Source organism: Shewanella aegiceratis, assembly GCF_019457495.1.
In the GTDB taxonomy this organism is placed as follows: Bacteria; Pseudomonadota; Gammaproteobacteria; order Enterobacterales; family Shewanellaceae; genus Shewanella; species Shewanella loihica.
On record NZ_CP080416.1, the window covers coordinates 4,167,832 to 4,191,351 of the forward strand.

Annotated in this window: 23 protein-coding genes; 8 read left to right on the plus strand and 15 right to left on the minus strand. The window is 53.8% G+C overall.

The annotated features are described in order from the left end of the window. Positions 1–7: 7 nt before the first annotated feature. The 5 genes from K0H80_RS18105 to K0H80_RS18125 form a co-directional block, all read right to left on the minus strand. The gene (locus K0H80_RS18105) at positions 8–1,597 is read right to left on the minus strand and encodes an efflux RND transporter periplasmic adaptor subunit (RefSeq protein WP_220072495.1); all 1,590 of its coding nucleotides are present in this window, start codon (positions 1,595–1,597) and stop codon (positions 8–10) included. Between the two features lie 23 nt (positions 1,598–1,620). Continuing rightward, positions 1,621–2,154 (minus strand): heavy metal-binding domain-containing protein, encoded by a 534-nt coding sequence (locus K0H80_RS18110; RefSeq protein WP_220072496.1) that lies wholly within the window; start codon positions 2,152–2,154, stop codon positions 1,621–1,623. Positions 2,155–2,423: 269 nt separating this feature from the next. Further along, positions 2,424–2,831 (minus strand): hypothetical protein, encoded by a 408-nt coding sequence (locus K0H80_RS18115; RefSeq protein ID WP_220072497.1) that lies wholly within the window; start codon positions 2,829–2,831, stop codon positions 2,424–2,426. 106 nt (positions 2,832–2,937) lie between these two features. Next, positions 2,938–3,375 (minus strand): DUF2057 family protein, encoded by a 438-nt coding sequence (locus tag K0H80_RS18120; protein WP_220043565.1) that lies wholly within the window; start codon positions 3,373–3,375, stop codon positions 2,938–2,940. 118 nt (positions 3,376–3,493) lie between these two features. After that, positions 3,494–4,006 (minus strand): hypothetical protein, encoded by a 513-nt coding sequence (locus K0H80_RS18125; protein WP_220072498.1) that lies wholly within the window; start codon positions 4,004–4,006, stop codon positions 3,494–3,496. A 340-nt stretch (positions 4,007–4,346) separates the two neighbouring features. On the opposite strand from K0H80_RS18125, the gene K0H80_RS18130 reads away from it, so the two are divergent. Beyond that, positions 4,347–4,910 (plus strand): NapC/NirT family cytochrome c, encoded by a 564-nt coding sequence (locus tag K0H80_RS18130; protein ID WP_011867335.1) that lies wholly within the window; start codon positions 4,347–4,349, stop codon positions 4,908–4,910. 147 nt (positions 4,911–5,057) lie between these two features. Here K0H80_RS18130 and K0H80_RS18135 read toward each other — a convergent pair whose 3' ends face one another. The 5 genes from K0H80_RS18135 to K0H80_RS18155 form a co-directional block, all read right to left on the minus strand. Further along, entirely contained in the window at positions 5,058–5,528 is a 471-nt protein-coding gene (locus K0H80_RS18135; RefSeq protein WP_220072499.1) for a thioesterase domain-containing protein, read from the minus strand. Between the two features lie 2 nt (positions 5,529–5,530). Then, on the minus strand, positions 5,531–5,968 hold the full coding sequence (gene dtd / locus K0H80_RS18140) for a D-aminoacyl-tRNA deacylase (protein WP_220072500.1): 438 nt from the start codon (positions 5,966–5,968) through the stop codon (positions 5,531–5,533). A gap of 29 nt (positions 5,969–5,997) precedes the next feature. Further along, complete coding sequence (locus tag K0H80_RS18145) at positions 5,998–6,561, minus strand: hypothetical protein (protein WP_220072501.1); 564 nt, start codon at positions 6,559–6,561, stop codon at positions 5,998–6,000. Between the two features lie 141 nt (positions 6,562–6,702). Continuing rightward, positions 6,703–7,653 carry an alpha/beta fold hydrolase gene (locus tag K0H80_RS18150; protein ID WP_220072502.1) on the minus strand — a complete coding sequence of 317 codons (951 nt, stop codon included), beginning with the start codon at positions 7,651–7,653 and terminating at the stop codon, positions 6,703–6,705. Then, positions 7,650–8,528, minus strand: coding sequence for a virulence factor BrkB family protein (locus K0H80_RS18155; protein WP_083764388.1), 879 nt, complete (start codon positions 8,526–8,528; stop codon positions 7,650–7,652). Before K0H80_RS18155 ends, K0H80_RS18150 begins: the two co-directional genes overlap by 4 nt. Before the next feature lie 134 nt (positions 8,529–8,662). On the opposite strand from K0H80_RS18155, the gene K0H80_RS18160 reads away from it, so the two are divergent. From K0H80_RS18160 to K0H80_RS18175, 4 genes are all read left to right on the plus strand, one after another. Continuing rightward, a complete protein-coding gene (locus K0H80_RS18160; protein ID WP_011867341.1) occupies positions 8,663–8,884 on the plus strand; it encodes a hypothetical protein in 222 nt (73 codons plus the stop codon). A 24-nt stretch (positions 8,885–8,908) separates the two neighbouring features. Further along, the gene (locus K0H80_RS18165; protein ID WP_144201590.1) at positions 8,909–9,559 is read left to right on the plus strand and encodes a DUF2959 domain-containing protein; all 651 of its coding nucleotides are present in this window, start codon (positions 8,909–8,911) and stop codon (positions 9,557–9,559) included. 313 nt (positions 9,560–9,872) lie between these two features. Then, positions 9,873–10,490 carry a hypothetical protein gene (locus K0H80_RS18170; RefSeq protein WP_220072503.1) on the plus strand — a complete coding sequence of 206 codons (618 nt, stop codon included), beginning with the start codon at positions 9,873–9,875 and terminating at the stop codon, positions 10,488–10,490. 224 nt (positions 10,491–10,714) lie between these two features. Beyond that, positions 10,715–11,929, plus strand: coding sequence for a 4Fe-4S binding protein (locus K0H80_RS18175; RefSeq protein ID WP_220072504.1), 1,215 nt, complete (start codon positions 10,715–10,717; stop codon positions 11,927–11,929). A gap of 1,814 nt (positions 11,930–13,743) precedes the next feature. On the opposite strand, the gene K0H80_RS18180 is transcribed toward K0H80_RS18175, so the two are convergent. After that, on the minus strand, positions 13,744–14,535 hold the full coding sequence (locus tag K0H80_RS18180; RefSeq protein WP_220072505.1) for an AraC family transcriptional regulator: 792 nt from the start codon (positions 14,533–14,535) through the stop codon (positions 13,744–13,746). Positions 14,536–14,634: 99 nt separating this feature from the next. Here K0H80_RS18180 and K0H80_RS18185 point away from each other — a divergent pair, with 99 nt between their 5' ends. Beyond that, positions 14,635–15,774 (plus strand): multidrug effflux MFS transporter, encoded by a 1,140-nt coding sequence (locus K0H80_RS18185; RefSeq protein WP_220072506.1) that lies wholly within the window; start codon positions 14,635–14,637, stop codon positions 15,772–15,774. 447 nt (positions 15,775–16,221) lie between these two features. Here the strand turns inward: K0H80_RS18185 and map are convergent, their stop codons facing one another. The 3 genes from map to typA form a co-directional block, all read right to left on the minus strand. Continuing rightward, positions 16,222–17,010, minus strand: coding sequence for a type I methionyl aminopeptidase (gene map / locus K0H80_RS18190; protein ID WP_220072507.1), 789 nt, complete (start codon positions 17,008–17,010; stop codon positions 16,222–16,224). Further along, complete coding sequence (locus tag K0H80_RS18195) at positions 17,000–17,227, minus strand: ParD-like family protein (RefSeq protein WP_220043578.1); 228 nt, start codon at positions 17,225–17,227, stop codon at positions 17,000–17,002. Before K0H80_RS18195 ends, map begins: the two co-directional genes overlap by 11 nt. Before the next feature lie 195 nt (positions 17,228–17,422). Beyond that, positions 17,423–19,246 (minus strand): translational GTPase TypA, encoded by a 1,824-nt coding sequence (gene typA / locus K0H80_RS18200; protein ID WP_220043579.1) that lies wholly within the window; start codon positions 19,244–19,246, stop codon positions 17,423–17,425. 368 nt (positions 19,247–19,614) lie between these two features. Between typA and glnA the strand changes: the two genes are divergently transcribed. Further along, positions 19,615–21,024 carry a glutamate--ammonia ligase gene (glnA, locus tag K0H80_RS18205; protein WP_011867348.1) on the plus strand — a complete coding sequence of 470 codons (1,410 nt, stop codon included), beginning with the start codon at positions 19,615–19,617 and terminating at the stop codon, positions 21,022–21,024. 364 nt (positions 21,025–21,388) lie between these two features. Continuing rightward, a complete protein-coding gene (locus tag K0H80_RS18210) occupies positions 21,389–22,213 on the plus strand; it encodes an N-acetyl-ornithine deacetylase (RefSeq protein ID WP_220072508.1) in 825 nt (274 codons plus the stop codon). Positions 22,214–22,405: 192 nt separating this feature from the next. Here K0H80_RS18210 and K0H80_RS18215 read toward each other — a convergent pair whose 3' ends face one another. Next, entirely contained in the window at positions 22,406–23,518 is a 1,113-nt protein-coding gene (locus K0H80_RS18215; protein WP_220072509.1) for an aminotransferase class V-fold PLP-dependent enzyme, read from the minus strand. Between the last annotated feature and the right edge of the window lie 2 nt (positions 23,519–23,520).

Here is a 23,520-nt window from a genome sequence, read left to right on the forward strand (position 1 = left end):
GCGCCCCCTAGTGCTGATGACCGCTGCTAAGACGCATCAGGCTGCCCTTCAGGCTCGCCTCTGAATCGAGTAGGAACTGACCCGAGGTCACCACCTGTTCGCCTTCCTCGATGCCGCTTAAGATCTCCGCCTTGCCCTGAGACATCATGCCGACGGTGACCTTGCGGGCCAGGAAGCTGCCGTCACCCTGCTTGACGATGACACGGTTCTCTTTGCCGGTCTGGATCAGGGCTTCCTGCGGGATCACCAGCACATCCTCATTCGGGCCGCCGTAGATCTCTATCTTGGCCAGGGTATTGGGGCGCAGCGCCACCTCACTGTTGGCCAGCACGATACGCACCCTCAGACTACGGGTCACGGGATCCAGCTCGGGATAGATGTAATCGATCTTGCCCTCGATCCCCTTAAGATCCATGGCGGGTACTGAGACTTCTGTGGGTTGGCCTATGGCCAGCCAGCTCTGTTCATTCTCGAACACGTCGGCGATCACCCACACTTTGGAGAGATCCACCACAGACATCACCTCTGTGGCGGGTTGAATATACATGCCGTCACGCACCGCCAGCGCCTTAACGATGCCGTCGGCCTTGGCATAGAAAGGCACCCGGTACTGGGTCTGTTTGCTCTTGGCCAGCTGTTTGATCTGCGCCTGGTTCATCCCCAGCAGCTCGAGGCGTAGTCCCGCCTTGCGCACCAGATCCTGGTAGTTGCGGCTTTCCTTAGAGCTCTGCAGGCTGCTCAGCGCCAGCAGGTAATCGTCCTGGGCGTTAATCAGATCCGGCGAGTAGATCTCATACAAGAGCTGCCCCTTGGAGATCTTGTCACCCACTGAGGTGATGGCCAGCTTCTCTATCCAGCCGTTGACCCTGGCGTGTACATGGTTGATCTGGCTCTCGTCATAACCTATCTGGCCCACGGTCTGGACAAACTTCCATAGGGTATCTTTCTCCGCCTTGGCGACCTTAAGTGCCAGGGCCTGCTGCATGCTGCCGGAGACATCTATCTCTATCTGTTGGGTATCTGATGACATTTCCACCTTTTCCAGGTTCATGCCGCAGATAGGACAGGTGCCGGGCACATCGCTGACGATGTGGGCGTGCATGGGGCAGACATATTTGATCGACGGCTCACCGGTGAACGGCGCGGGCTTGGCCTGGACCAGGGGATCGTGTTGGCTGTGATCCATCTCGGGCTCAACCTTAGTGCTGGTCGACTCCTCTTCCTCTTCGGCCACCAGGAACATGTTGCACTTAGGGCAACGACTGCCGGGCTCGTGGCTTGTCACCTCAGGGTGCATGGGGCAGACATAAGTCACCTCATGGCCTGCCGTTAAACTTGTCTCGCTTGCATCGGTTTCCTGCTCGACCAAAAACATGTTGCACTTGGGGCAACGACTACCCGGCTCGTGGCTGGTCTCCTCGGGATGCATAGGGCAGACATAGGTCTTCTCCCCCACCTGATGCACATGGGCCTCATGGCCTTGGCTAGCCTTGGCCTCAAGCGCCTGGGTATGACCCAACTGTGGAGTCGCCACCATAAATAGACTCAAAAGATAAGCGAGCTTTTGGCCTCTGTTTTTCGAATTTACCTGACTCATAATGCCTCATCTCCACTCATGTACTAGTGATGCTTGTGGCCGCTTTCGGCGCTCGCCACAGGCTCGAGGAACATGCCACACTTAGGACATGAATCCCCTTTCGCCCCCTTCACTTCGGGATGCATGGGGCAGTGATAGCCTTGCTTGGCCATCTGATGTTGATGTTTAGGACAGTTGTCGCATGACTTGCCTGCCTTAGCCGACTTGGCCTGCTCTAGGTTCATGCCACACTTAGTGCAGGTATCGCCCTTGGCGCCTTTCACCTCAGGGTGCATAGGACACTCATAACCGCCCGCCTTATCGGCCTTGGCATGCTGATGGTGCGGGCACTTGTCGCAGTCCTTGCCATGGTGTTTGGCCATGGCGTGGTGCGCCGCAGGCTCAAGGTTCATGCCGCACTTAGGACAGGTATCGCCCTTGGCGCCTTTCACTTCTGGATGCATGGGGCAGTCATAACCTTGTTCGGCCGCCGCAGCGTGATGCTGCTCGGCGAAGGCCACAGGGGCCGTACTCACAAAGATAAACGCAGTTAAAATCAGACTGATCAGGGTTTTCATCTATGGACTCCATCAAAGGATGACCGCATAACACGCGTAACACTGGCGCGACTTAAGCCTAAAACAGTTAAATTAAGCTAATTAATATGCGGCTAATATAATTCATTTTTCGTTAAACATCAGTGAAGTAAATATTGTGGCGTACCCGGCAGATGGAAAGATTCCAAGGCTGAGGGGTTTATTACGCCAATACACCTAGTAAAACGTTTAATAAAACAAAAGGATTATCGATTTAAGCTCGGGCAGCCGTAACCGGGCGCCACAAGGGATCAGGCGATCGGCGGTCGGAAGGCTGAGCCTAAAGAGATAGAGTGGAAATGAGGCATTTGAGTGGCCAGGATAGACTCGGAACCGGCTACGCCAGGCCAAGGCGTAACGGTAAACAGCGTGCCTGTCACAGAGATCACCACGCAGTGGTTGCAATCTCCCTTGCAAAATCCTTTGCCTTCACAGCAATGCTGAGCAGCGGGAAGCACATTTTGCTCATCATCGCAGCAGTGAGATTGCATCATAGCGTCGTCATCATGACAGTCGTCGCCGTTATTCATCTGCATCATGGGCTGCTCATCCGCCTGCGCATAAGAGACCATAGCCATACCATTAGCCATTAACACCTGGCCCAGCAGAGCGAGCAGTGTGATGACAACTAATGTGTGGTGTCTAAGCGTACGACGCATGGTGTAACCCTATAATGAGATGATCCAAGTCTATCACGATATCAAGATTGGGCCTTGATAAAACTCACATTTCCAGCAAGTCAAGGCCCCTAGCCTCAGGCTAGCCTTATTGTGCTAACCAGATCTTTTCCATCAGTTGTTGATGATTCATCAGGGTTAATTCCTGCTGTTGACCAGTTTGTGACACCAGGCGGGCCTTAGGCGCATTGACAAAGGCCTGGGCGTCCTGCTGAGTCACTATCTCGGGGAGCACCAGACGATAGGCATCGTCGCCTTTGACATCTAAGGCGAGATAGAGGGGCTCTGAGGTCACCCAGGCGCCTGAATCGTCGGCGTTATCGGCAAAGATGTCGCGATACACCAGCTCGACCAATTGCTTACCCGCATCCAGGCTGAGCACGCTCTGCTCATGACCCACTTGCACTTCGCTGCCTTGTACCTGAAGTTCATCGGGTAGGGTAAGGCTGGCGGCGCTGGCGGTGTTAACTAAAGTCAGTGCAACGAAGGCGGCAAATAGGCTGCTAAAGAAATGACGTGTTTTCATAATCGACTCCCATCAGGCACAGGCCTGACAAATTGGCTAATTCTTTGGCCACGCCTAATTAAGTTAACGGCGCGGCAGATTCATGTTCGTGTGCGTAACGCAGGATGAAGACGAACCATTAACCAATGGGAGGGGGTGATAGGGGAGTGAGATCGGCGGTCTGCAGCGACCAGCCAGAGATGACGATAGGACCAGACAAAGGCTGAATGGTCAGTGATGGAACCGCGGCGCTCAGGTTACCTAAGGTAGAGGCGCAGTGGGTCATGCAATCACCTGGGCCCATGGCGGCGCACAGGGCCTCGCAGTCCACCAGCGAGTTATCGCCCGACATCTTGCAGGGCTCACCCTGATGGGACATCTGCATCCCTGTCTCATACTTAGCTGAGGCTTGAGTTGACTGCGCCATCTCAGGGTTCATGTTCTGGTCTGAGCGCATGTCGCCCTGGTCGAGGGACATCTCCATATGACCACCATGCATCAGTGACATGAGCGCGCTGGGCATGGCCATGGCTGGTGTCAGAATAAACTGACCCAGGAGGGCGATGATCAGTACAAACTTGCCAAAGATACGTGTCATATAGAGCGCAAAGATGTCGTTAATTGAACCGGGATTACCATGATAGACAGACATCTCTTGAAAAGGTTCAGCGCCAATTAAATTATTTTCCGGCTTCGCGAACAATCGTCATATTAGCGATAGATAATTATCCTCGAAAATCCAACAAAATCATTACGAAATAGCAAAAATGGCGACAAACTTGTCATGTCATGGTCTTTGCTATAACTTTAGTAAATGCGCATATATTATGAGCAATTTCATAAAATCTTGCTTAGGTAAGATAGAGTTAGAGCTAGCTCTCATTTTACGGTTTTAAAGCCAGATCAAGCGGCGTCTTCTGGTTATACTCTCAGCTACAGAGATGCATTAAATATAATAGATATAATAAACATATTATTTTGGAGATAGAGTGATGAACTGGCGTGCACTATTCAAACCTAGCGCGAAATACTCAATATTTGCCCTACTCGTGGTGGGTATTGTAGTCGGTGTTGTGGGCTACTTTGCGACACAACAAACTTTACATGCAACCAGTACAGATGCCTTCTGTATGTCTTGCCACAGCAATCACTCTCTGAAAGATGAAGTGATGGCATCGGCTCACGGCGGCGGACGTGCAGGCATAACTGTACAGTGTCAAGACTGTCACTTGCCACACGGCCCAGTTGACTACCTGATCAAGAAGATCATCGTATCTAAAGATCTATACGGCTTCCTCACTATCGACGGCTTCAACACTCAAGAGTGGTTGGATGAAAACCGTAAAGAGCAAGCTGACCTGGCGCTGAAATACTTCCGCGCGAACGACAGCGCTAACTGTCAGCACTGTCACACTCGTATCTACGAGAACCAGCCTGAAACCATGAAGAAGATGGCGAAGAGAATGCACGCCAACAACTTCAAGAAAGAAGCTGACAAGCGTAAGACCTGTGTAGACTGTCACAAAGGCGTTGCACACGTTTATCCTAAGGGATAATACGCAAGCCTAATCGCTAGTTAGTAAAAAGCCTCACACTGTGAGGCTTTTTTTGTATATGACAGTCAGCGTATTTATCCCCGAAGGCCTAACACACAAACCTCAGGTGGCCTGAGAGCGGATTTATTTACCTCTGATGGCCGGGAGCTAATCCGCCTTCGGCAGGCTCACATAGGTCCCCTGAAACTGGGCGCAGCACTGCTCGCCGCAATAGAGGGCCACCTCCAACTTCACCTTGGCACGCTTCCCCCGCCCCAGCACACTTAAGTCTGTTTCCGGCCAACTTACCCGTGCCTGGGGCGACTCTCCCACAGGCGCCAGATAACGAATGTCCGCCTGCCCAAGGACGATATCGCCCTCGACACCGGCTAAGCGCTGCTGCAGCCACACCATGCCCCAGCCGGTAAGCGTCATCAGGGTATAGATGCTGCCGGCAAACATGGTGTGATGCAGGTTGATGTTAGGCGTTAGCGGCGCGCTCACCCTCAGCGTCTGCTCTCGATAGGCTTCGGGCGCTATCTGCATGAAGGCACTGACAGGGATCGTCTGATGCCAGGTGCGCTGCAGCTCCCCGAGTAGCGTCTGTATCTGCTCAGGCTCTTCTGCCTTAGACATCATGATCACACCTGCAGGTTAAAGGTGACCGGGCCGTCGTTAATTAGGCTGACCTGCATGTCGGCGGCAAACTCACCAGTCTGCACAGGCGCACCTTGGGCGGCGCAGTAATCTACAAACGCCTGATAGAGCTGCTTCGCCTGCTCTGGGGTACCGGCGCCGGAAAAACTCGGGCGCAGGCCACGGCCGGTATCGGCGGCCAGGGTAAACTGAGACACCACCAAGAGGCTGCCGCCCACCTGCTTAAGGTTAAGGTTCATCTTGCCGTCTTCATCGCTAAATACGCGATAACTCATCACCTTAGTGGCGAGCTTCTCCATCTTGGCCTGGTCGTCTTCACGTTCGACCCCCAGCAAGACCAGCAGCCCCTTGTCGATGGCACCTATGGTTTGACCATCCACATCCACCTTGGCCTGTTTGACTCTCTGTATTAAGGCTATCACTGGCCTCTCGACTCCTCTGCTTTACTCAATTAATTCATCGGCATCACGGGAATGGGTTTGATCAGCTGCTCCGCGGTGTTAGGCAGCGCCTGACCCACACGCAGCAGGGCATCGTCGATCCAGATCAGGAAACGACGCAGCTCCTCCAGCTCCAGGGTATCGACGAAGGTCGCCGCGCCCTGTACCTGAATCACCTTGCCCTCCTCCCTCAGGGTGAACTTGGCGAAGTTGAGCTTATGGTTGAGGGTGCCTATGAGCACCATCAGCTCCTGTGTGCCCACCAGTTTAGGGCTCACCGCGTAGAAACGGCTGGCCAGGATGCGATCTATCCCCTCTGGGTTCAGGCTCGGCTGCAACACAAACTGATGATCCCCCAGCTGCACGCCCACCTTGTTAGGTCCTACCTTCTTGGCCAGATAGTTCTTGTTGATCAGCGACACCAGCAGGGCATCGGCGGCCAGCTCGTCGCTCATGCCGCTAAAATAGACCCGCTCGGGCACAGGCTGAGGCGTGCGCTCGGTGGCTAACACATTGCTCGCTAACACTTGGTTGCACACCAGTAGCGTCAACACGGCGATTAATCTCTTCTTCATGATTCTGCTTCCTCTTAGCTTGGCTTACGCGACTGACTGCTAGCTCGCTATTTAATTCTTACTGCGTATTGCTTATTGCCTATTGTTTACGGCTTATTGCTCATTACTGCTCGCCACGCTAGGCGCAGCGACATCAATAGGTTAGGAACGGCCGGCGGCCAGATAACGCCCCATCTGGGTCACCGCCTCGGCGACCGCCCGGCACATCTTGTTGTCGGCGAGGGTATGATAGCCCCCCTTAACTAGACGTGACCTTAATAGCCTGGGGCCATGGTGTTCGAGAAACTCATCCACCAGCCTTTGGGGGCAGACCCAGTCCAGCTCCCCCTGCAATATGATGGTCGGGCAGGTGAGATCCCCGCCCACCCGCTTCATCAGCTGATAGCCATCGAAATAGTCGTTGCGGGCATAATGCAGCTCCACTCTCGCCAAGGCTCCGCCTTGCTCGGCCAGGGCCTCACTCAGCTCAAACCCAGGCACCGCCAGTGCCAGCTCCCAACTTAGCCAGCGCATCACGCAGTTGCGGCGCACCTCGGCGTCCCTATGATTAAAGCCATCGGTGAAATGGCTGAACAGGCTATCTAGGGTATCGCCATGGCCAGCGGCAAACTGGCGATACTGGCTGGAGAAGATCTGCGCCGCGCCGCCACGACCATAGAGCCACTCCATCCCCTCGGCAGAGGGAATAAACATGCCCCAATAGATCTGCGACAACACCCGCTCGGGATAGACACAGCTATAGAGATACCCCAGGGTCGCGCCGAAGGAGCCCCCCAGCAGGCACCAGGCCTCTATGCCCGCCCAGTGACGCACCCGCTCGATATCCTTCACCAGGCTAGGAAAGTCGTTGTTAGCCACCTCGCCGCAGGGCTTAGAGCGACCCGCCGCACGCTGATCCAGCAGATAGATATGAAAGCTGCGGTCGATAAACAGCCTCAACTCCTGAGGGTTACAACCCGCCCCGGGCCCGCCATGAAGATAGAGCACAGGGATCCCCTGGGGATCACCATATTGCGCCAGAAACAGCTGGTGCCCCTCGCCGACATCGATCCAATCCTGACGGATCAGCGGATGCGACTTAGCGGGACTCACCTTTTATGCTCATCTAAGTGGATCTCCGACTCATCGTCCGCCAGCTCCTTATTCACCAGGTCCATCAGACGCTTGTCGAGGTACTCAGGCATGGCAGCTGTGATCTCGGCGCCGATCAGCACGATAATCCAGGAGAGATAGACCCACATAAACAGGATAGGGATAGTCGCCAGCGCGCCATAGATAGCCTCATAGGCGGGGAACTCGGTGAGATAAAGGGCAAAGCCCTTCTTACCCAGCTCGAACAGCAGCGCCGCCACGATGGCGCCCAGCAGGGCGTGGAAAAACTTCACCTTGGTATTGGGCACCACCATATAGATCAGCAGGAAGGTGGCCACAGAGAAGAACATGGGCAGACGCTCAACTAAGAGGGGCACCACGCCGCTAAGATCTGTGCCGCTAAACAGCTTGAGCGACACCACATAAGAGGTGGCCACCAGGCTGGCCCCCATCAGCACAGGCCCCAGGGTCAACACCATCCAGTACATGGAGAAGGAGACCACCATGGGGCGCTTCTCCGTGGTGCGCCAGATGCCGTTGAGGGACTTGTCGATGTTGGAGATCAGCAAAATAGCCACCACCACCAGGGCGCCAATACCCACGGCCGTGCCCTTGGAGGCGTTGGCGACAAACTCGTTGATATACATCTGCACGCTGTCGCCGGCGGAGGGGATAAAATTCTCATAGATGAAGGTCTCGATATGGCTGCGGATCCCCTTAAACACGGGGAAGGCAGATAGCATAGACATGGTCACTGCCACCATAGGCACCAGAGAGAGCAAGGTAACGTAAGCCAGGTGACCCGCCCGCATATTTATCTGGTCTTCCGTGATACGCTGTTTTAGATGTATCATGAATTGCCAGATACCCAGCATGATCGAACGAAGCAGGCTCACATCTATTTTATTTATCACGTTATTCTCTTGATTCAAGTAGGGTTAACTGCGTATCTTGGTACATTAAGATTACAAGTTTAAAGACACTAGATACAAGTGTAAGGAATAAATTGATGTCCCAACAAGGTTCGGCCGGCAACGTGATTGCCGCCATCGCAAGCTTCTTTTTCCCTGGCCTGGGCCAATTAGTACAAGGACGCATACTCGCGGCACTCCTCTTCTGTGTCGTCACCATAGTCGGCTACGCCCTGTGGTGGTTGATCGTCCCCGCCATCATAGGCGGTATCGCTCACCTGTGGAGCATCATAGACGCCGCTAAATTCAAGGCCGACTAACCATCTAACAAGGAAATTGTCAGGATGAAAAAACTCATCACCGCAGCGGCCCTGGGCGCCGTAGTCATGCTCAGCGGCTGTCAGAGCGCCTACTATGGTGCCATGGAGAAGGTGGGCTACCATAAGCGCGACATCATGGTGGATAGGGTCAACGCCGCCAAGGAATCCCAAGAGGAGGCCCAGGCGCAATTTAGCTCGGCATTAGAAGAGATGCAGGCCCTGCTCAACCACGATGGTGGCGATCTACAGAGCGCCTACGAGAAGGCCAGAGACGAATATGAGTCGTCACAGGAGGCCGCCGACGAGGTGAGCAGCCGTATCGACAAGGTAGAAGATGTGGCCGAGGCGCTATTTGACGAGTGGCAGGCGGAAATTGGCGAGATCAGCAAGGCAAGCCTGCGCCGCAACAGCGAGACCAAGCTGCGCGAGACCCGTCGCTCCTACGAGCAGCTGGTACGCACCATGCGCCGCGCCGAAAGCAAGATGCCGCCCATCCTGACCGCCATGAAAGACAACATGCTCTACCTCAAGCATAACCTCAACGCCCAGGCCATAGGCGCCATCAAGGGCGAGTTTGCCAGCCTGCAGACGGATATCTCCAGCCTGATCAAAGAGATGAACAAATCGATTGCCGAGTCCAACCGCTTCATCGAGTCGATGGAAGGCAACAAGTAACCCCCTAAAGCCCTAACCCTGGTTAGGGCTTTTCTTTTACCGCATCGCGTCAGTTACATCGCTTCCCGTTTAGTCTTTCCAATGGCTCGCAGCGGCCATCCCCGAAACGTGTCACCTATTCCAGCCAGTCCTCTCTCTCAAAAGAAGCAGCCACAAGACGCTGCCAAGAGAAGCAACCGCCAAAGCTTATAGTTTAGGTTAAAGGTTCTTTAATCCCTCCTTTTCGGCGCCGACATACAATGAGCTCATCGAAACAACAGGCCGTGATTAAGGCGGTCAGTCAGCCTACAGTCAGCTAGATGAGGACAAACCAATGTCAGCCAAACTATTCAAGATGTTAACCGCCGCCGGTATCGGCATCGCCATGATGACGGGTTGCAGCAGCCTGCCCCACGAGATCGCATCCGAGCAACTGAGCGACCAGCTCAACAAGCAATATCAGAGCCTGACGGTGATGGCGGCTCAGACGGATCCCGCCTCACGCAAGATAGTTGAGAGGCAACTGGCCGACGACCTGGGTCAACATCAGGTCAGCGCAACCCCAAGCTTCGAGAGCCTGCCAGATACCGCCAAGATCACCGATGAGGCGGCGCTACAGGCCTACGCCGACGGCCAGGCCAACGAGGCGCTGCTGATCCTCAGCGTCACCGACGCGGGCTACGACTACGGCTACGACGACTATCTGGAGACCCGCGGCTGGGTCTACATGCTCGGCGGCGAGCCGGGGGCCGGGACTCAGATTGGCTCACTCATCTCCTGGGCGGGTTCAGGCCAGCAGCAGCTGCATGTACAGGTCTACGACAAGCAGGCCAAGCAGATAGTCTGGCAGGCCGATATCGACGCCAATGACAGCGGCTCAGAGGTGCAAAACATTCAGGCACTGACCCGCTTCGTCGTCGACCAGATGCAGGCCCGCGCCATCATCCAATAACCTCTCCCTTTGGCTGGCACACGAGTGTCAGCCTTTTTTTATCCCCACTTGTCTATGCCCACTTTTCTATTCCCGTTTTTTTAACGCCACTAGGACCAAGATCACCTAAATTCACTGCCAATCAGGCTTTTTAGCGAGCCAGCGCACACAAGTGAAACCCTGTCAGAACTCTTCCCCCGGCCCTCGACTCTCAGCTATATCCGCCTCATAACTGGTTATTGGCAATGAGTTTTATCGAATCCCTGACCCTGACACTGGCCCTGCTCTACAGCTGCAGCCTGCTCTACAGGAGCGGCAAACGCTGGGGCGCCGTGGTGAGCGCTGCCTCCCTGCTGGGCGCGGCGCTGGTCACCCTCTACTGGCCACTGTTTATCGCCTTGCTGCTCGCCGCCGGCGTGCTGGCCCTCGCCCACAGATACCAGAGTGATTTCGTCAAGGGTGAGGTGCGCGCCAACACCCTCAGGGAGGGGATACAGCACCTGCTGGCGCTCTCCATGATGCTGGTTGGTATCCAGTACGCGGCCAACGCCGTCATGCTCAAACTGGGCGTCACGCCCTACCTGATGCGGCCCGACGTGGGCGACGCCTTCCTGCCCATCGCCGGCGCCATAGAACTCAAGGCGATCCTCACCCTGGGCATCTGGGATCAAAACCATCCGGCCGCCGCCGTGATGCTCACCGTGGTGATCCTCACCGGATTGCTGTGTAAGCGCGCCTTCTGCGGCTGGGCCTGTCCCCTGGGGCTCGCCGGCGAATACCTGTATAAGCTGAGAAAGCGCTTCATCAAGCGTGAACTGCTGCCACCCGCCTGGCTCGACTGGCCTCTGCGCATGCTCAAATACCTGCTACTGGCCGGTCTGCTCTATATCGTGCTCGGCATGCCTTCGGCCAGTATTCCCCACTATCTCGAAGGCAACTACCATAAGATAGCCGACCTCAAGATGGCGCTCTTCTTCGTCACCCCTGGGCTCATCACCCTGGCCTGCTTCGCCGTCATACTGCTGCTGGCCGCCTGGCGCCGTCAGGGCTTCTGCCGTTACATCTGCCCCTATGGCGCCCTGCTCGGCCTCACCAGCTTCTTGAGTCCGTTTAAGATCCGCCGCAGCACCCAGCACTGCCTCATCGAAACCAAGGGGATGAACTGCGACAAATGCACCCGTGCCTGCCCGGCCAACATCAAGGTGCATGAGCAAGGCACGGTACGCTCCGACGAATGCCAGGCCTGCATGCGCTGTGTCTCCGCCTGTCCTAAGCAGGAGGCGCTGCACTTCAGCACCCGCAACGGCGTCAAGCTCTCCGCCCGCGGCCTCACCATCATGCTGTTACTGCTGCTGTTTATGATCCCGCTGATCGCCTATGTCGGGGGATTCTGGGTCAGCCAGACGCCGACCGAGATTAGGATGTATTTGATACAACATTTGGGGTCAATTGGGCATTAGGGCCTTGGAATAAAGGTGGGGTATTTTTGACTTCGCGTCTGGCATGGTGGTTTACAGGGAAGGCGAAGGTCGTACCTTCATTGCAACCTATAGCCTGCAGTGGAGTTAAGCGGAACGTAATTGATATTTATAAAGTTAGTTTGAAGGTCTAACCTTCAACGCAACCTATCACCTGCGGTGGGCTCATGTGCAAACACTATTTTGGCACGCAGCGAGTCCATCCATGGATGCTCTGCGAAATCATCCATGATTTCGAAGGCCAAAATCGTGTTCGCACAAGGTATCTAACGCCTCTTCGATTTGGCTGTCTTTGGTAATCAATTGAATAAAAAAGCATTTCCTAAAGGAGTTTGTTAAGACTGATACTACAATCACTAGCATTCAGTTCAATATGGGTTTTCGTCATAAAAATAGGCAAAAAGAGATGGCCTGGATAAGCGAAGACTATCTATAGCCAAACTTTATACGGCCATTCATATATGCACTTGTTACCTTCTTATGGTCTGTTGTGCCTTTTTCAGAAATACAAATGATGCCAAAAACATAAGAACTCCGACCAGACTATAACTTGGAATAAATTCACCAACATACGCTGAAATCATGAGACATATCAGCCATGTCAATATCGCAAGTCCCTGGACACAAGCCTTATTACTTTTGAGCTTTATAAGGACGAGAGCCTCCACTAAATAGTACATAGCAATAAAGGAGACATAAGCCGTTATCGCCAATACAATGTCCATAAAACTTCCCAACCCTATGATTGATCAAAGCCAACGCAATAAAACGTTTTAATATTAGATGTTTCAATCATCGCTTTGCATTATTGGGGCAATAATTAAATAAAGAATGAAGCTAGCCCAACTAACAAAAAATGTAGTAAATAACCAAATGGCTTTTTCTTTCCTTCCTACTCTTTTTGACTTGCCAATTACAACCAAGGGCACGAGCCAAAATATCAATACTAAAAGTAGGGGAAACCAGCTAATAAAAAAGTTTACATATATTGAATTATCTTCCTGCATCTATGATTCTTCCATGTCTTAAGATACTTGTTAGCGTAAAAGCCGAATATAAAAATCTTTAAGCCCTAATGCACTCCACAATGAAAACAATAAGACTCTGAATTGTATAACAATTTAAGTGCTGTTTTTCAATACAAAAGTTACCACAACCAAGACAAGAGAGAGTTGGCTTATTACTGAGAAGAGGCGAGATCTCCAACGCCTTATAATACAAGCAAAACTAGCACCAGGAAGGCATCAAGTAACGCTAAATCGAAGAGAAGATTGAATTCGGTGTAAACACATTTGTGACCTTCCGAGGCATGGATGCCGAGGCAGAGCTCACAAGGATGTGCTCGTCGCGTGTCACAAATGTGTTTGCACTTGGGCCTGTCGCAGGCAATAGATTGACCACCAAGCCATGGTGTCAAATAACTCAGCTAAACAACTGCATGAGCCAGAAGCTCAATAGCTAAAATCCAGCACATCCCCTGCCGGGCAGGCGATAGATTAACCATCCAGTTACGGAAGCAAACACCATCACTAAACTCCTGTTCAGGTAAATGCTAACAAAAAGATGCCTATGGCTCCCCAGCTGCACCTGCCGCAGGCAATAGGTTGACCATGCAGCAATGGAAGCAAACGCCCCAACTAAATACCTTTATCAGCCCAAAGCTCAATGTCTAAAATCCAACACATTCACCACCTGGCAGGCAATAGGTTAACCATGCGGCCATGGTGTTAACTCGTTCCGCTAAATAACCGTCTCAACCAGAAACTACAATCTAACATATTGAAGTATGGTCATTTCTAGTGGCCACCCCCTAAGTATTTTGGCTGCAAATACTGCAACGGCGTGCTGCCTGTGTGTTGCTTGAAGAAAGCGATAAAGGCGCTATCGCTGGAGAAGGCCAAACGGTAGGCGACGTCGTTTACCTGATGGTCGGTGGCGAGCAGGGCGATCGCCTGTTGCAGCCGCCACTGCTGACGCCAGTTTTGATAGGGCATTCCCGTCTGCCGGGTGAAGATGCGGCTGATGGTCTTACTACTGGCGCCCAGTTGCTGCCCTAGCTGCTTGAGGGTCGGAACATGCCATGGCGCACGCTGAAGCTCGGCGAGCCAGACTTGCAGGCGTCTGTCGCTTGGCATAGGCAACACCAGATGACTCTCCTTGGCTTGGGAGAGCTCCTCGAAGAACAGCTGATAGGTGTTCAGCATAGCCGTCGCCGGTTTGTCCCAGGGCCAGAAGGCCATACGCTCCACCAGCGCCTGCAACAGGGGATTCACTTCGAGGATCTGAATGCGATTGGCAATGCTCCCCGTCAACTGCGGCGCAAAGTAGAGGGAGCGGTAATCCACCACCCGATTCATCACCACGCTGTGACGGCAAGCCGGCGGGATCCAGGCGGCACGGGTAGGCGGCAACACACAGTGCAATCCGTCCAGTGTGATGGTCATGCAACCCTGAGGGGCATAGAGCAGCTGCGCCTTGGCGTGAATATGCATGCCCGAATCGTGTTGTCCCAGGCGGGCGGCGATGCCCACCACCTCGGTCTCTATGGCATCGGGATCAAATTTACAGGACTCGTCGATAAACGCCATCTGTCCTCATTTCAACATTTATTGTCTTAATCATATTATTAGGACTATAGCAGAGGCCGTTAGACTGCACATCCTTTCGATGACGATGAGCCTAGCACCATGAAAACTACTCCCTCGATCCCCTTGATGGTGATCCTGATGATGTTTCCCCAGATAGTGGAAACCCTCTACAGCCCGGCACTGCCCCACATTGCCGCGGGCTTTGACGTGCCATTGGCCCTGGCGGGCCAGACGCTATCCATCTATTTCCTGGCCTTCGCCTTCGGCGTGGTGTGCTGGGGAATTCTATGCGACCACCTGGGCAGGCGCCGTACCATGTTGTTGGGGCTAGGGCTCTATGGCATCGCGGCCTTTGCCGCCCTATGGGCGCCCAGTTTCCAATGGCTGCTGGCGATGCGCGCCCTCAGTGCGTTCGGTGCCGCCGTGGGTTCTGTGGTCACCCAGACCATGTTGAGGGACAGCTTCGACGGCACTGCTCTGGCCAAGGTGTTCGCTTATATGGGCATGGGAATCGCCATCAGCCCCGTCGTCGGTATGCTCTCCGGCGGACTGCTAACAAGCCTAGGCGGCTACCCCGCGGTATTCTTCACCCTGTCTCTGATGGCAGTGTTACTCTACGCCGTCTGTCTGCTGCGCCTGCCCGAGACACGCCCGGCCACCAGGCAGCCTCTTCCTCTTTGGGCACTCTTGAGGCGCCTGGCGACAGATGGCAATATTTGGCACAACGCCTTGCTGGTCGCGGGTTTCAATGTGTTGCTGTTTAGCTACTACCTACAGGGTCCCTTTGTATTTCAACGTCTGGGATTGAGCACACAGACCTTTGGCTATAGTGGCATTGCATTGGCAATAGGCACCCTAGTCGGCAGCGCGATCAACAAAACTTTACTGCAGCAGGGTGTTTCGCAGCCTCGTTTGCTAAGACTAGCCAGCCTGCTGGCCTTAGTCGGCGCTGTTGGGGTGTATCTTAGCGAGACCCATCTTGGCTTCCTGCTACCCATGGCATTGATCGTCGCCGCCTTTGGCATCGCCATTCCCAACATTCTCAGCCAAGCCCTAGTGGAGTATCGCAATCAGGCCGGGGCGGCCGGCGCCCTGTTCGGCCTACTCTATTACTTGCTTATCGCCCTGGGACTGGCCATGGTTAGCCTGGCCGAGCAGCTGGGCGGGCCGCTACTCATCACCAGCCTGCTACTCAGTCTGGCGATAGGAAGAAAACAGTTTGTAGAAATGGTGCGCTGAGCACTAAGCTAAGCTTCTCTTACCGTGTCACGAATGTGTTTGCACCTGGGCCTTCCGCAAGCATTAGATTGGCCACCAAGCCCTGCTGTCAAATAACTCGGCCAAACAAGCGTATCAGCCAGAAGCTCAATAACTAAAGTTCATCACTTCGAATGGCAACAGGTAACGTTTAATCGAAGAGACTTATAGATGCGGGTGTAAACACATTTGTGACCTTCCGAGGCATGGATGCCGAGGCAGAGCTCACAAGGATGTGCTCGTAGCATGTCACAAATGTGTTTGCACTTGGGCCTGCCGCAGGCAATAGATTGACCACCAAGCCATGGTGTCAAATAACTCTACTAAATACTTACAGAAGGTAGATGCTAAAGAACGACCCGATTTTAATGACCCAGCGACAACAAGATTAGGTCGCGGCGACCCTCGACACATTAGAATGCCACCTTTTCAGTCCGAAAAAGGCAGCTTCTCTTCTGGTCTGAGGGTCAACACCTCGTAACCTGTGGCGGTGACCAGGACTGTGTGTTCGCTCTGGGCGGATAGCTTCTTGTCCCGGGTGACAACGGTCCAGCCGTCCTTCTTGGTCTTAATCTTCGCCGTGCCCTGGTTCACCATAGGCTCTATGGTGAAGACCATCCCCTCCTTGAGCAGTAGGCCTTTGTTCGGGCTGCCGTAATGTAACACCTCGGGGGCCTCGTGCATCTCACGGCCTATGCCGTGGCCGCAGTATTCCCTGACGATACTGTAGCCATGGGACTCGGCATGGCGCTGTATGGCGTGGCCGACGTCGCCCAGTCTGGCGCCGGGTCTTACCTGCTCGATACCGGCCCACATCGCCTCATAGGTTACCTGGCAGAGCTTGCGCGCCTGGGGCGAAGCCTCAGGCATCACAAACATCTTGCTGGAATCGGCGATGAAGCCGCCCTTCTCCAGGGTGATATCCAGGTTGATAATGTCTCTGGGGCCGATCAGCTGAGTGCCCTTAGGCACGCCGTGACAGACCACCTCATTGATCGAGGAGTTAAGCACATACTGATAGCCATATTGCCCCTTGCTCGCGGGCCTGGCCTCGAGCTCCTCTACGATATAGTTCTCTACCAGATCGTTGAGGGCCATGGTGGAGAGGCCAGGTTTCACCTCTGCATCCAGCATCTGAAACACCTTAGCCAGCAGCTGCCCGGCGGTGCGCATCAGGGCGATCTCTTCTGCCGTCTTGAGCTGCACCCTATTCTGCATCTGGACTGGTCTCACCGCTGGTGACATGCTGGGCCGACACGTCTGCCGACTTGAGCAGCTCGGCCATGATCTGATTGAAAGACAGCTGGGGATGGAGCTCGGCCATCATCCCCATCTTGATCCAGAACTCGGCCTGGGAGTTGATGGAACGCGCCATGACGCCGCTGGCCTTTCTCAGCTCCTCATGGAGCTCGTCGGAAATCTTTACTATACCCATTACGTACACTTAGCAATTAAATATATACGCATTATATATGGATCGTATAGATTGGTGCAAATTGCCATTGACGCTAACGCTCGCGTCGGCATTAGCCGAACCTCTGGCCAGCTTACGCCAGATACAAAAAACCCCGGCCATCTGCATGGTCGGGGCTTTGGGCTAATCGACTGCACCTAAAAGGTGCGGGTCAGATTAAGCGTCTTTAGAGGCGCGGCTGGCACGCTTACGATCGTTTTCGGTCAGGTGACGCTTACGCACGCGGATGCTTAGCGGAGTCACTTCTACCAATTCGTCGTCGTCGATGAACTCGAGCGCCTGCTCTAGGGTCATCTGGATGTGCGGTGTCAGTACCTGAGCTTCGTCGGTACCAGAGGCACGCATGTTGGTCAGCTGCTTACCCTTCAGACAGTTAACTGTCAGGTCGTTGGCACGAGAGTGGATACCCACTACCTGGCCTTCATAAACTTCTGCCGCGTGACCGATCATCAGACGACCACGGTCTTGCAGGCCGAACAGGGCGAAGGTCAGTGCCTTACCGGTAGCGTTAGAGATCAACACACCGTTCTGACGTTGACCGATATCGCCACCCTTCACTGGACCATAATGGTCGAATGAGTGGTAGATAAGACCTGTACCAGAAGTGGCTGTCATAAACTCGGTTTGGAAACCGATCAGGCCACGGCTAGGAATGATGAAGTCGATACGCACACGGCCTTTACCGTCTGGCTGCATGTCGCGCATGTCCGCCTTACGGGTACCTAGCTTCTCGATCACCGCACCTTGGTGCTCTTCTTCAACGTCAACGGTCAGCGTCTCGTATGGCTCGCACTTCTCGCCGTCGATCTCTTTAACGATAACTTCAGGACGCGATACGGCCAGCTCGTAGCCTTCACGACGCATGTTTTCGATAAGGATAGACAGGTGAAGTTCACCACGGCCCGATACGCGGAAACGGTCTGGGCTGTCTGTCTCTTCGACGCGCAGTGCCACGTTGTGTACCAGTTCCTGTTGCAGACGCTCAAGGATGTTACGTGAAGTCACGTACTTACCTTCTTTACCAGCGAATGGCGAGGTGTTTACCTGGAAGGTCATGGTCAATGTTGGCTCGTCAACAGACAGAGGTGGCAAGGCTTCGGCGTTGCCCACGGCACATACAGTGTCAGAGATCTTCAGCTCGCCAAGACCTGTGATCGCTACGATGTCGCCGGCATTAGCTTCAGCCACTTCGTGACGGTCCAGACCCATGTAACCAAGTACCTGGCCGATCTTACCGTTACGTGTGGTGCCGTCAGCGCCCACTACGGTAACCTGCTGGTTTACCTTAACGCTGCCGCGCTTGATACGGCCAACGCCGATAACGCCCACGTATGAGTTGTAGTCCAGCTGAGAGATCTGCATCTGGAAGGCACCTTCGGCATCGGCGTCAGGTGAAGATACTTTCTCGACGATGGTCTCGAACAGTGGCGTCATGTCTGTGCCAGTCTCTTCAGGATCCAGAGTCGCGAAACCGTTCAGTGCAGACGCATAAACGATTGGGAAGTCCAGCTGCTCGTCGGTAGCACCCAGGTTGTCGAACAGGTCGAATACTTGATCGATAACCCAATCAGGGCGCGCACCCGGACGGTCGATCTTGTTGATCACTACGATAGGCTTAAGGCCTTGAGCGAAGGCTTTCTTAGTCACGAAACGTGTCTGTGGCATTGGACCATCGACCGCATCAACTAGCAGTAGCACACAGTCAACCATAGAAAGTACACGTTCTACCTCGCCACCGAAATCGGCGTGGCCAGGGGTATCAACGATGTTGATACGGTAATCGTTCCACTTGATGGCAGTATTCTTCGCCAGAATCGTGATTCCACGTTCCTTTTCAAGATCGTTGGAATCCATCACCCGCTCAGCGGCCTCTCCTCGAGTCTCAAGGGTTCCAGACTGTGCCAGCAGCTTATCAACCAGGGTCGTTTTACCATGGTCAACGTGTGCAATAATGGCGATGTTACGTAAATTCTCTAACACGGATAAACCTCTTACCATCGAAAAAATAGGGTATTGATAACAGCCCTAATAATAGCTGTTGCAATAAAAAACGTGCCATTCTACTCTAGCGAGGGGCTCTCGCACAGGATTATTTTTTAGTCAGCTATGAATAGTCATGTTTATATTGGTGCGCACCATATTGGTGAACGCACCATCAAGAGGCATCTGTTGCACCGTTATGGTGCAATAACGAGATTCCCGCCACCTACCTTCTTTATTGTTCCCATAAAAATCAATATGTTAAACTTTTGGCACGAGTCTAGCTTTACTCATGCCAGAACCGCGTTGGTCGCAACGCTGAATGATATAAGAAGGGCATCCCCTCTACTCTACTCGGAGACTTTAGAATGTCAGTTGAATCAGTTTTACAACAACTAGAAGAACTTGAAGTTAAGTTTGTTGATTTGCGTTTTACCGATACTAAAGGTAAAGAGCAGCACGTATCTATTCCTGCTCACCAGGTTGATGCCGATTTCTTTGAAGACGGTAAAATGTTCGACGGTTCATCTATTGCTGGTTGGAAAGGCATTAACGAGTCTGACATGGTACTGATGCCAGACCCAACGACCTTCGTTCTTGACCCGTTCACCGAAGAAACCACTGCCCTGATCCGCTGTGACATTCTTGAGCCAGGCACTATGACTGGTTACGACCGCGACCCACGCTCTATCGCTAAGAAAGCCGAAGAGTACATGGTTTCTACCGGCATCGCCGATACCGTACTCATTGGTCCTGAGCCAGAGTTCTTCCTGTTTGACGACGTTAAATTCGGTACCGACATGTCTGGCTGTTTCGTTAAGCTAGACGCTAAAGAAGCGGCTTGGAACTCAGGCACTCACTACGAAGACGGCAACACAGGTCACCGTCCATTCGTGAAAGGTGGTTACTTCCCAGTAGCACCGGTTGACTCTTCACAAGATCTTCGTAGCGCCATGTGTCTGGTTCTGGAAGAGATGGGTCAAGTGGTTGAGGCTCACCACCACGAAGTGGCGACTGCCGGTCAGAACGAGATCGCGACTCGCTTCAACAAGCTGACTGAAAAGGCTGACGAAATCCAAATTCTTAAGTACGTGGTTCACAACATGGCCCACGCTTACGGCAAGACGGCGACCTTCATGCCTAAGCCAATCGTTGGCGACAACGGTAGCGGCATGCACGTTCACCAATCACTGGCTAAAGACGGTGTTAACCTCTTCTCTGGTGACAAGTATGCGGGTCTGAGTGAGACTGCTCTGTACTACATCGGCGGTATCATCAAGCACGCTCGCGCGCTTAACGCCTTCACTAACCCAAGCACCAACTCGTACAAGCGTCTTGTGCCTCACTTCGAAGCACCAGTCATGCTGGCCTACTCGGCACGTAACCGCTCTGCGTCTATCCGTATCCCAGTAGTACCAAGCCCTAAGGCACGTCGTATCGAGACTCGCTTCCCAGATCCAACGGCTAACCCATACCTGGCGTTCGCTGCACTGCTGATGGCTGGTCTTGACGGTATCCAGAACAAGATCCACCCAGGCGAAGCCATGGACAAAGATCTATACGATCTGCCAGCGGAAGAAGCGGCTGAGATCCCACAGGTTGCAACCTCTCTTGAGAACGCACTTGAGAACCTGGATGCAGACCGTGAGTTCCTTACCAAAGGCGGCGTATTCTCTGATGACTTCATCGACTCTTACATCGCTCTGAAGACTGCAGAAGCAGAGAAAGTGGCTCGCACCACTCACCCAGCCGAGTTTGAACTGTACTACAGCCTATAATCCTCGCCTCTTAAGCCAGGATCATTGCTCGAAGAAGCCGCCCCATGAGGCGGCTTTTTTTTATGGCTTTCAAAAACGACTTCTTCGATTCTTATATCGCACTGAAGACAGCAGAAGCTTCGAGTGTGGCTCGCACCACTCACAAAGCCGAGTTCGAACTGTGCTAAAACCTGTAAGCCTGTAATCCTTGCCGCTAAGCTTGGATTAACGCTCGAAGAAGCCGCCGTTTAAGGCGGATTTTTTATGCCCTTTTACCGGCAGATAAACTTGGCTTAAGCGCCTGATGGCGGGCATAAAATTGATTTATCTTTATGGCCAAACTGCTATCATGATCACGCCGAATCACTTACTTTAGAATCCCATTATGTCTAGCCGCGATCCCTTCCAGTCTTTCACCTGGCACAGCGATATTTTTAGCTGTCAGAGCAATGATATCAGCAGCTTCTATGCCCGCTTAGAAGAGCAAGCCAGCCGCCTCGGGCTACAGGCACGCAAGCTGGATGATGCCGGTCCGCATCCGCTGGAACTGTATCAGTCGCCGGCGCAGAAGGCGGATCAGCCCTCGATATTGATCAGCGCCGGCTTTCATGGCGAAGAGGCCGCCGGCCCCTGGGGACTGCTCTACTTCCTCAACGAACTGGAACCCGAACTCTTCGGCCAGATCAACCTTAGCCTACTGCCACTGGTGAACCCCACAGGTTTCAAGCGTGGCCATAGATTCAATAAGCTGGGACAAAACCCGAATCGTGGCTTCGTGTTAGAAAACGGCCGTGGCCGTAGCAATCAAGACACCTCGAGCGAGGGTGAGATACTACTGGCTCACTCTCAGCTGCTGGCCGCCGCCAGTAAAGATGGCATCCTCACCTGTCATGAAGATGTATTGCTCACAGACACCTACATCTATTCCTTCGAGGCCAATCAGCATCCAGGCCAATTCAGCCGCGAACTACGCGACGCCCTGGGGCACTATTTCCCCATCGCCCAGGACGGACTGATCGACGACTGTCCGGTGCAAGATGGCATCATCTTCAACCATTTCGACCTCTCCTTCGAGGCCTTCCTGGTGCGACTGGGCGCCAGTGTCGGCGTCTGTAGCGAGACCCCAGGCCAGAAGAGTTTCGATCAGCGTATCCTGGCCAACGCCGCCATCATCAAGCGTTTCGTCGAGCTGACATTAGCGAAGCGATAAGGGCATAAGCGAAGCGTTAAGGGCATAAGCGAAGCGTTAAAAGAATGAGCGAAGCGCTAGAGGCATAAGCTAAGCAATAAGCTCCCCCTTAGATAAAAAAGCCAGGCACTCGGCCTGGCTTTTCGTTATCTGTTTTACGGTCATTCACTCACTACTGCGGGACTAACGACTGCCGGACTAACGACAACAGGGCTAACGACAGAAAGGCGCCAGGGCCTCAAGCAGCCGCTGCATATCCTGCTCGCCGTTGTAGATGTGGGGCGAGATCCGCATCCCCTGCTTGCGCACATCTAGGCTAATATCCGCCTGGGTCAACGCCTCGATCGCCGCTTGCTGGGCTTCACCGAAGTCTAAGATGGCGGTGCCGCTACAACGAGCCGGATCCGAGGGTGAGACCAGGGCATCACCCGCCTGACGCCAGATGCGCTCCAGCTGCATCAGGTTGTGCTGGCGCACCTTGCCGCTACCCAGCTCGGCAAAATAGCCAATGCTGTGGGCCGCGAGAGCGAAAGGCGCCACAGATGGAGTGCCGCCCCAGAACTTAAGCGCCGAGTCATGGTAGCGAAAATCGTGAATGTCGAACTCGAACGGGTTCTCATGGCTGAACCAACCCACATCCTGGGGTGAGCAATGCACCAGCTGATCGGCGCTCACCCATAGGTAGGCCGCCCCCGGCCCACCGCAGAGCCACTTGACGCTGGAGCCCAACATGAAATCTGGCTTGAGGGCATTAAGATCCAGGGGCAATACCCCGGCGGCCTGGGCCACATCCACCAGAGAGAGCGCCCCCAGCTCGCGCACCTTAGGTATGAGAGAATCCAACGGCGCCTGCTGACCCGTGTTGGAATAGGCGTGGCTGATAAACACCAGATCGATGTCGTCGGTCAGATATGCCTGCCACACCTCGGCCAGACTCACGTCCAGGTTAGCCGGGATGAAACGTAACTCAGCCTCTGGCAGCGCCTGACGTAAGGCAAAGCCCATGCTGGGAAAATCATTCTCGCTCATCAGGATCACGGCGCCGGGGCGGCGCAGCCTTGAATGAGACTGCACCAATTTGGTGAGACCGCTGGAAAGGTTAACCTGAGGGCAAAACAGCCGGGTCTCGCTGTTGAACAGCCTAGCGAGCTGAACGCGAAAATCCTCCACCACAGAGAGCCAGTCCCCCCAGGGCTCTCGCCCCGAGCCCTGCCAGGGCAGGAAGAAACGCTCGTCGAACGCCTGACGCAGGCTCTGCAGCGGCCTGCCCACAGAGTGGTTGAGCAGGTAAACCGACTTTGGCATCACAAAATCATTCTGGTACATGG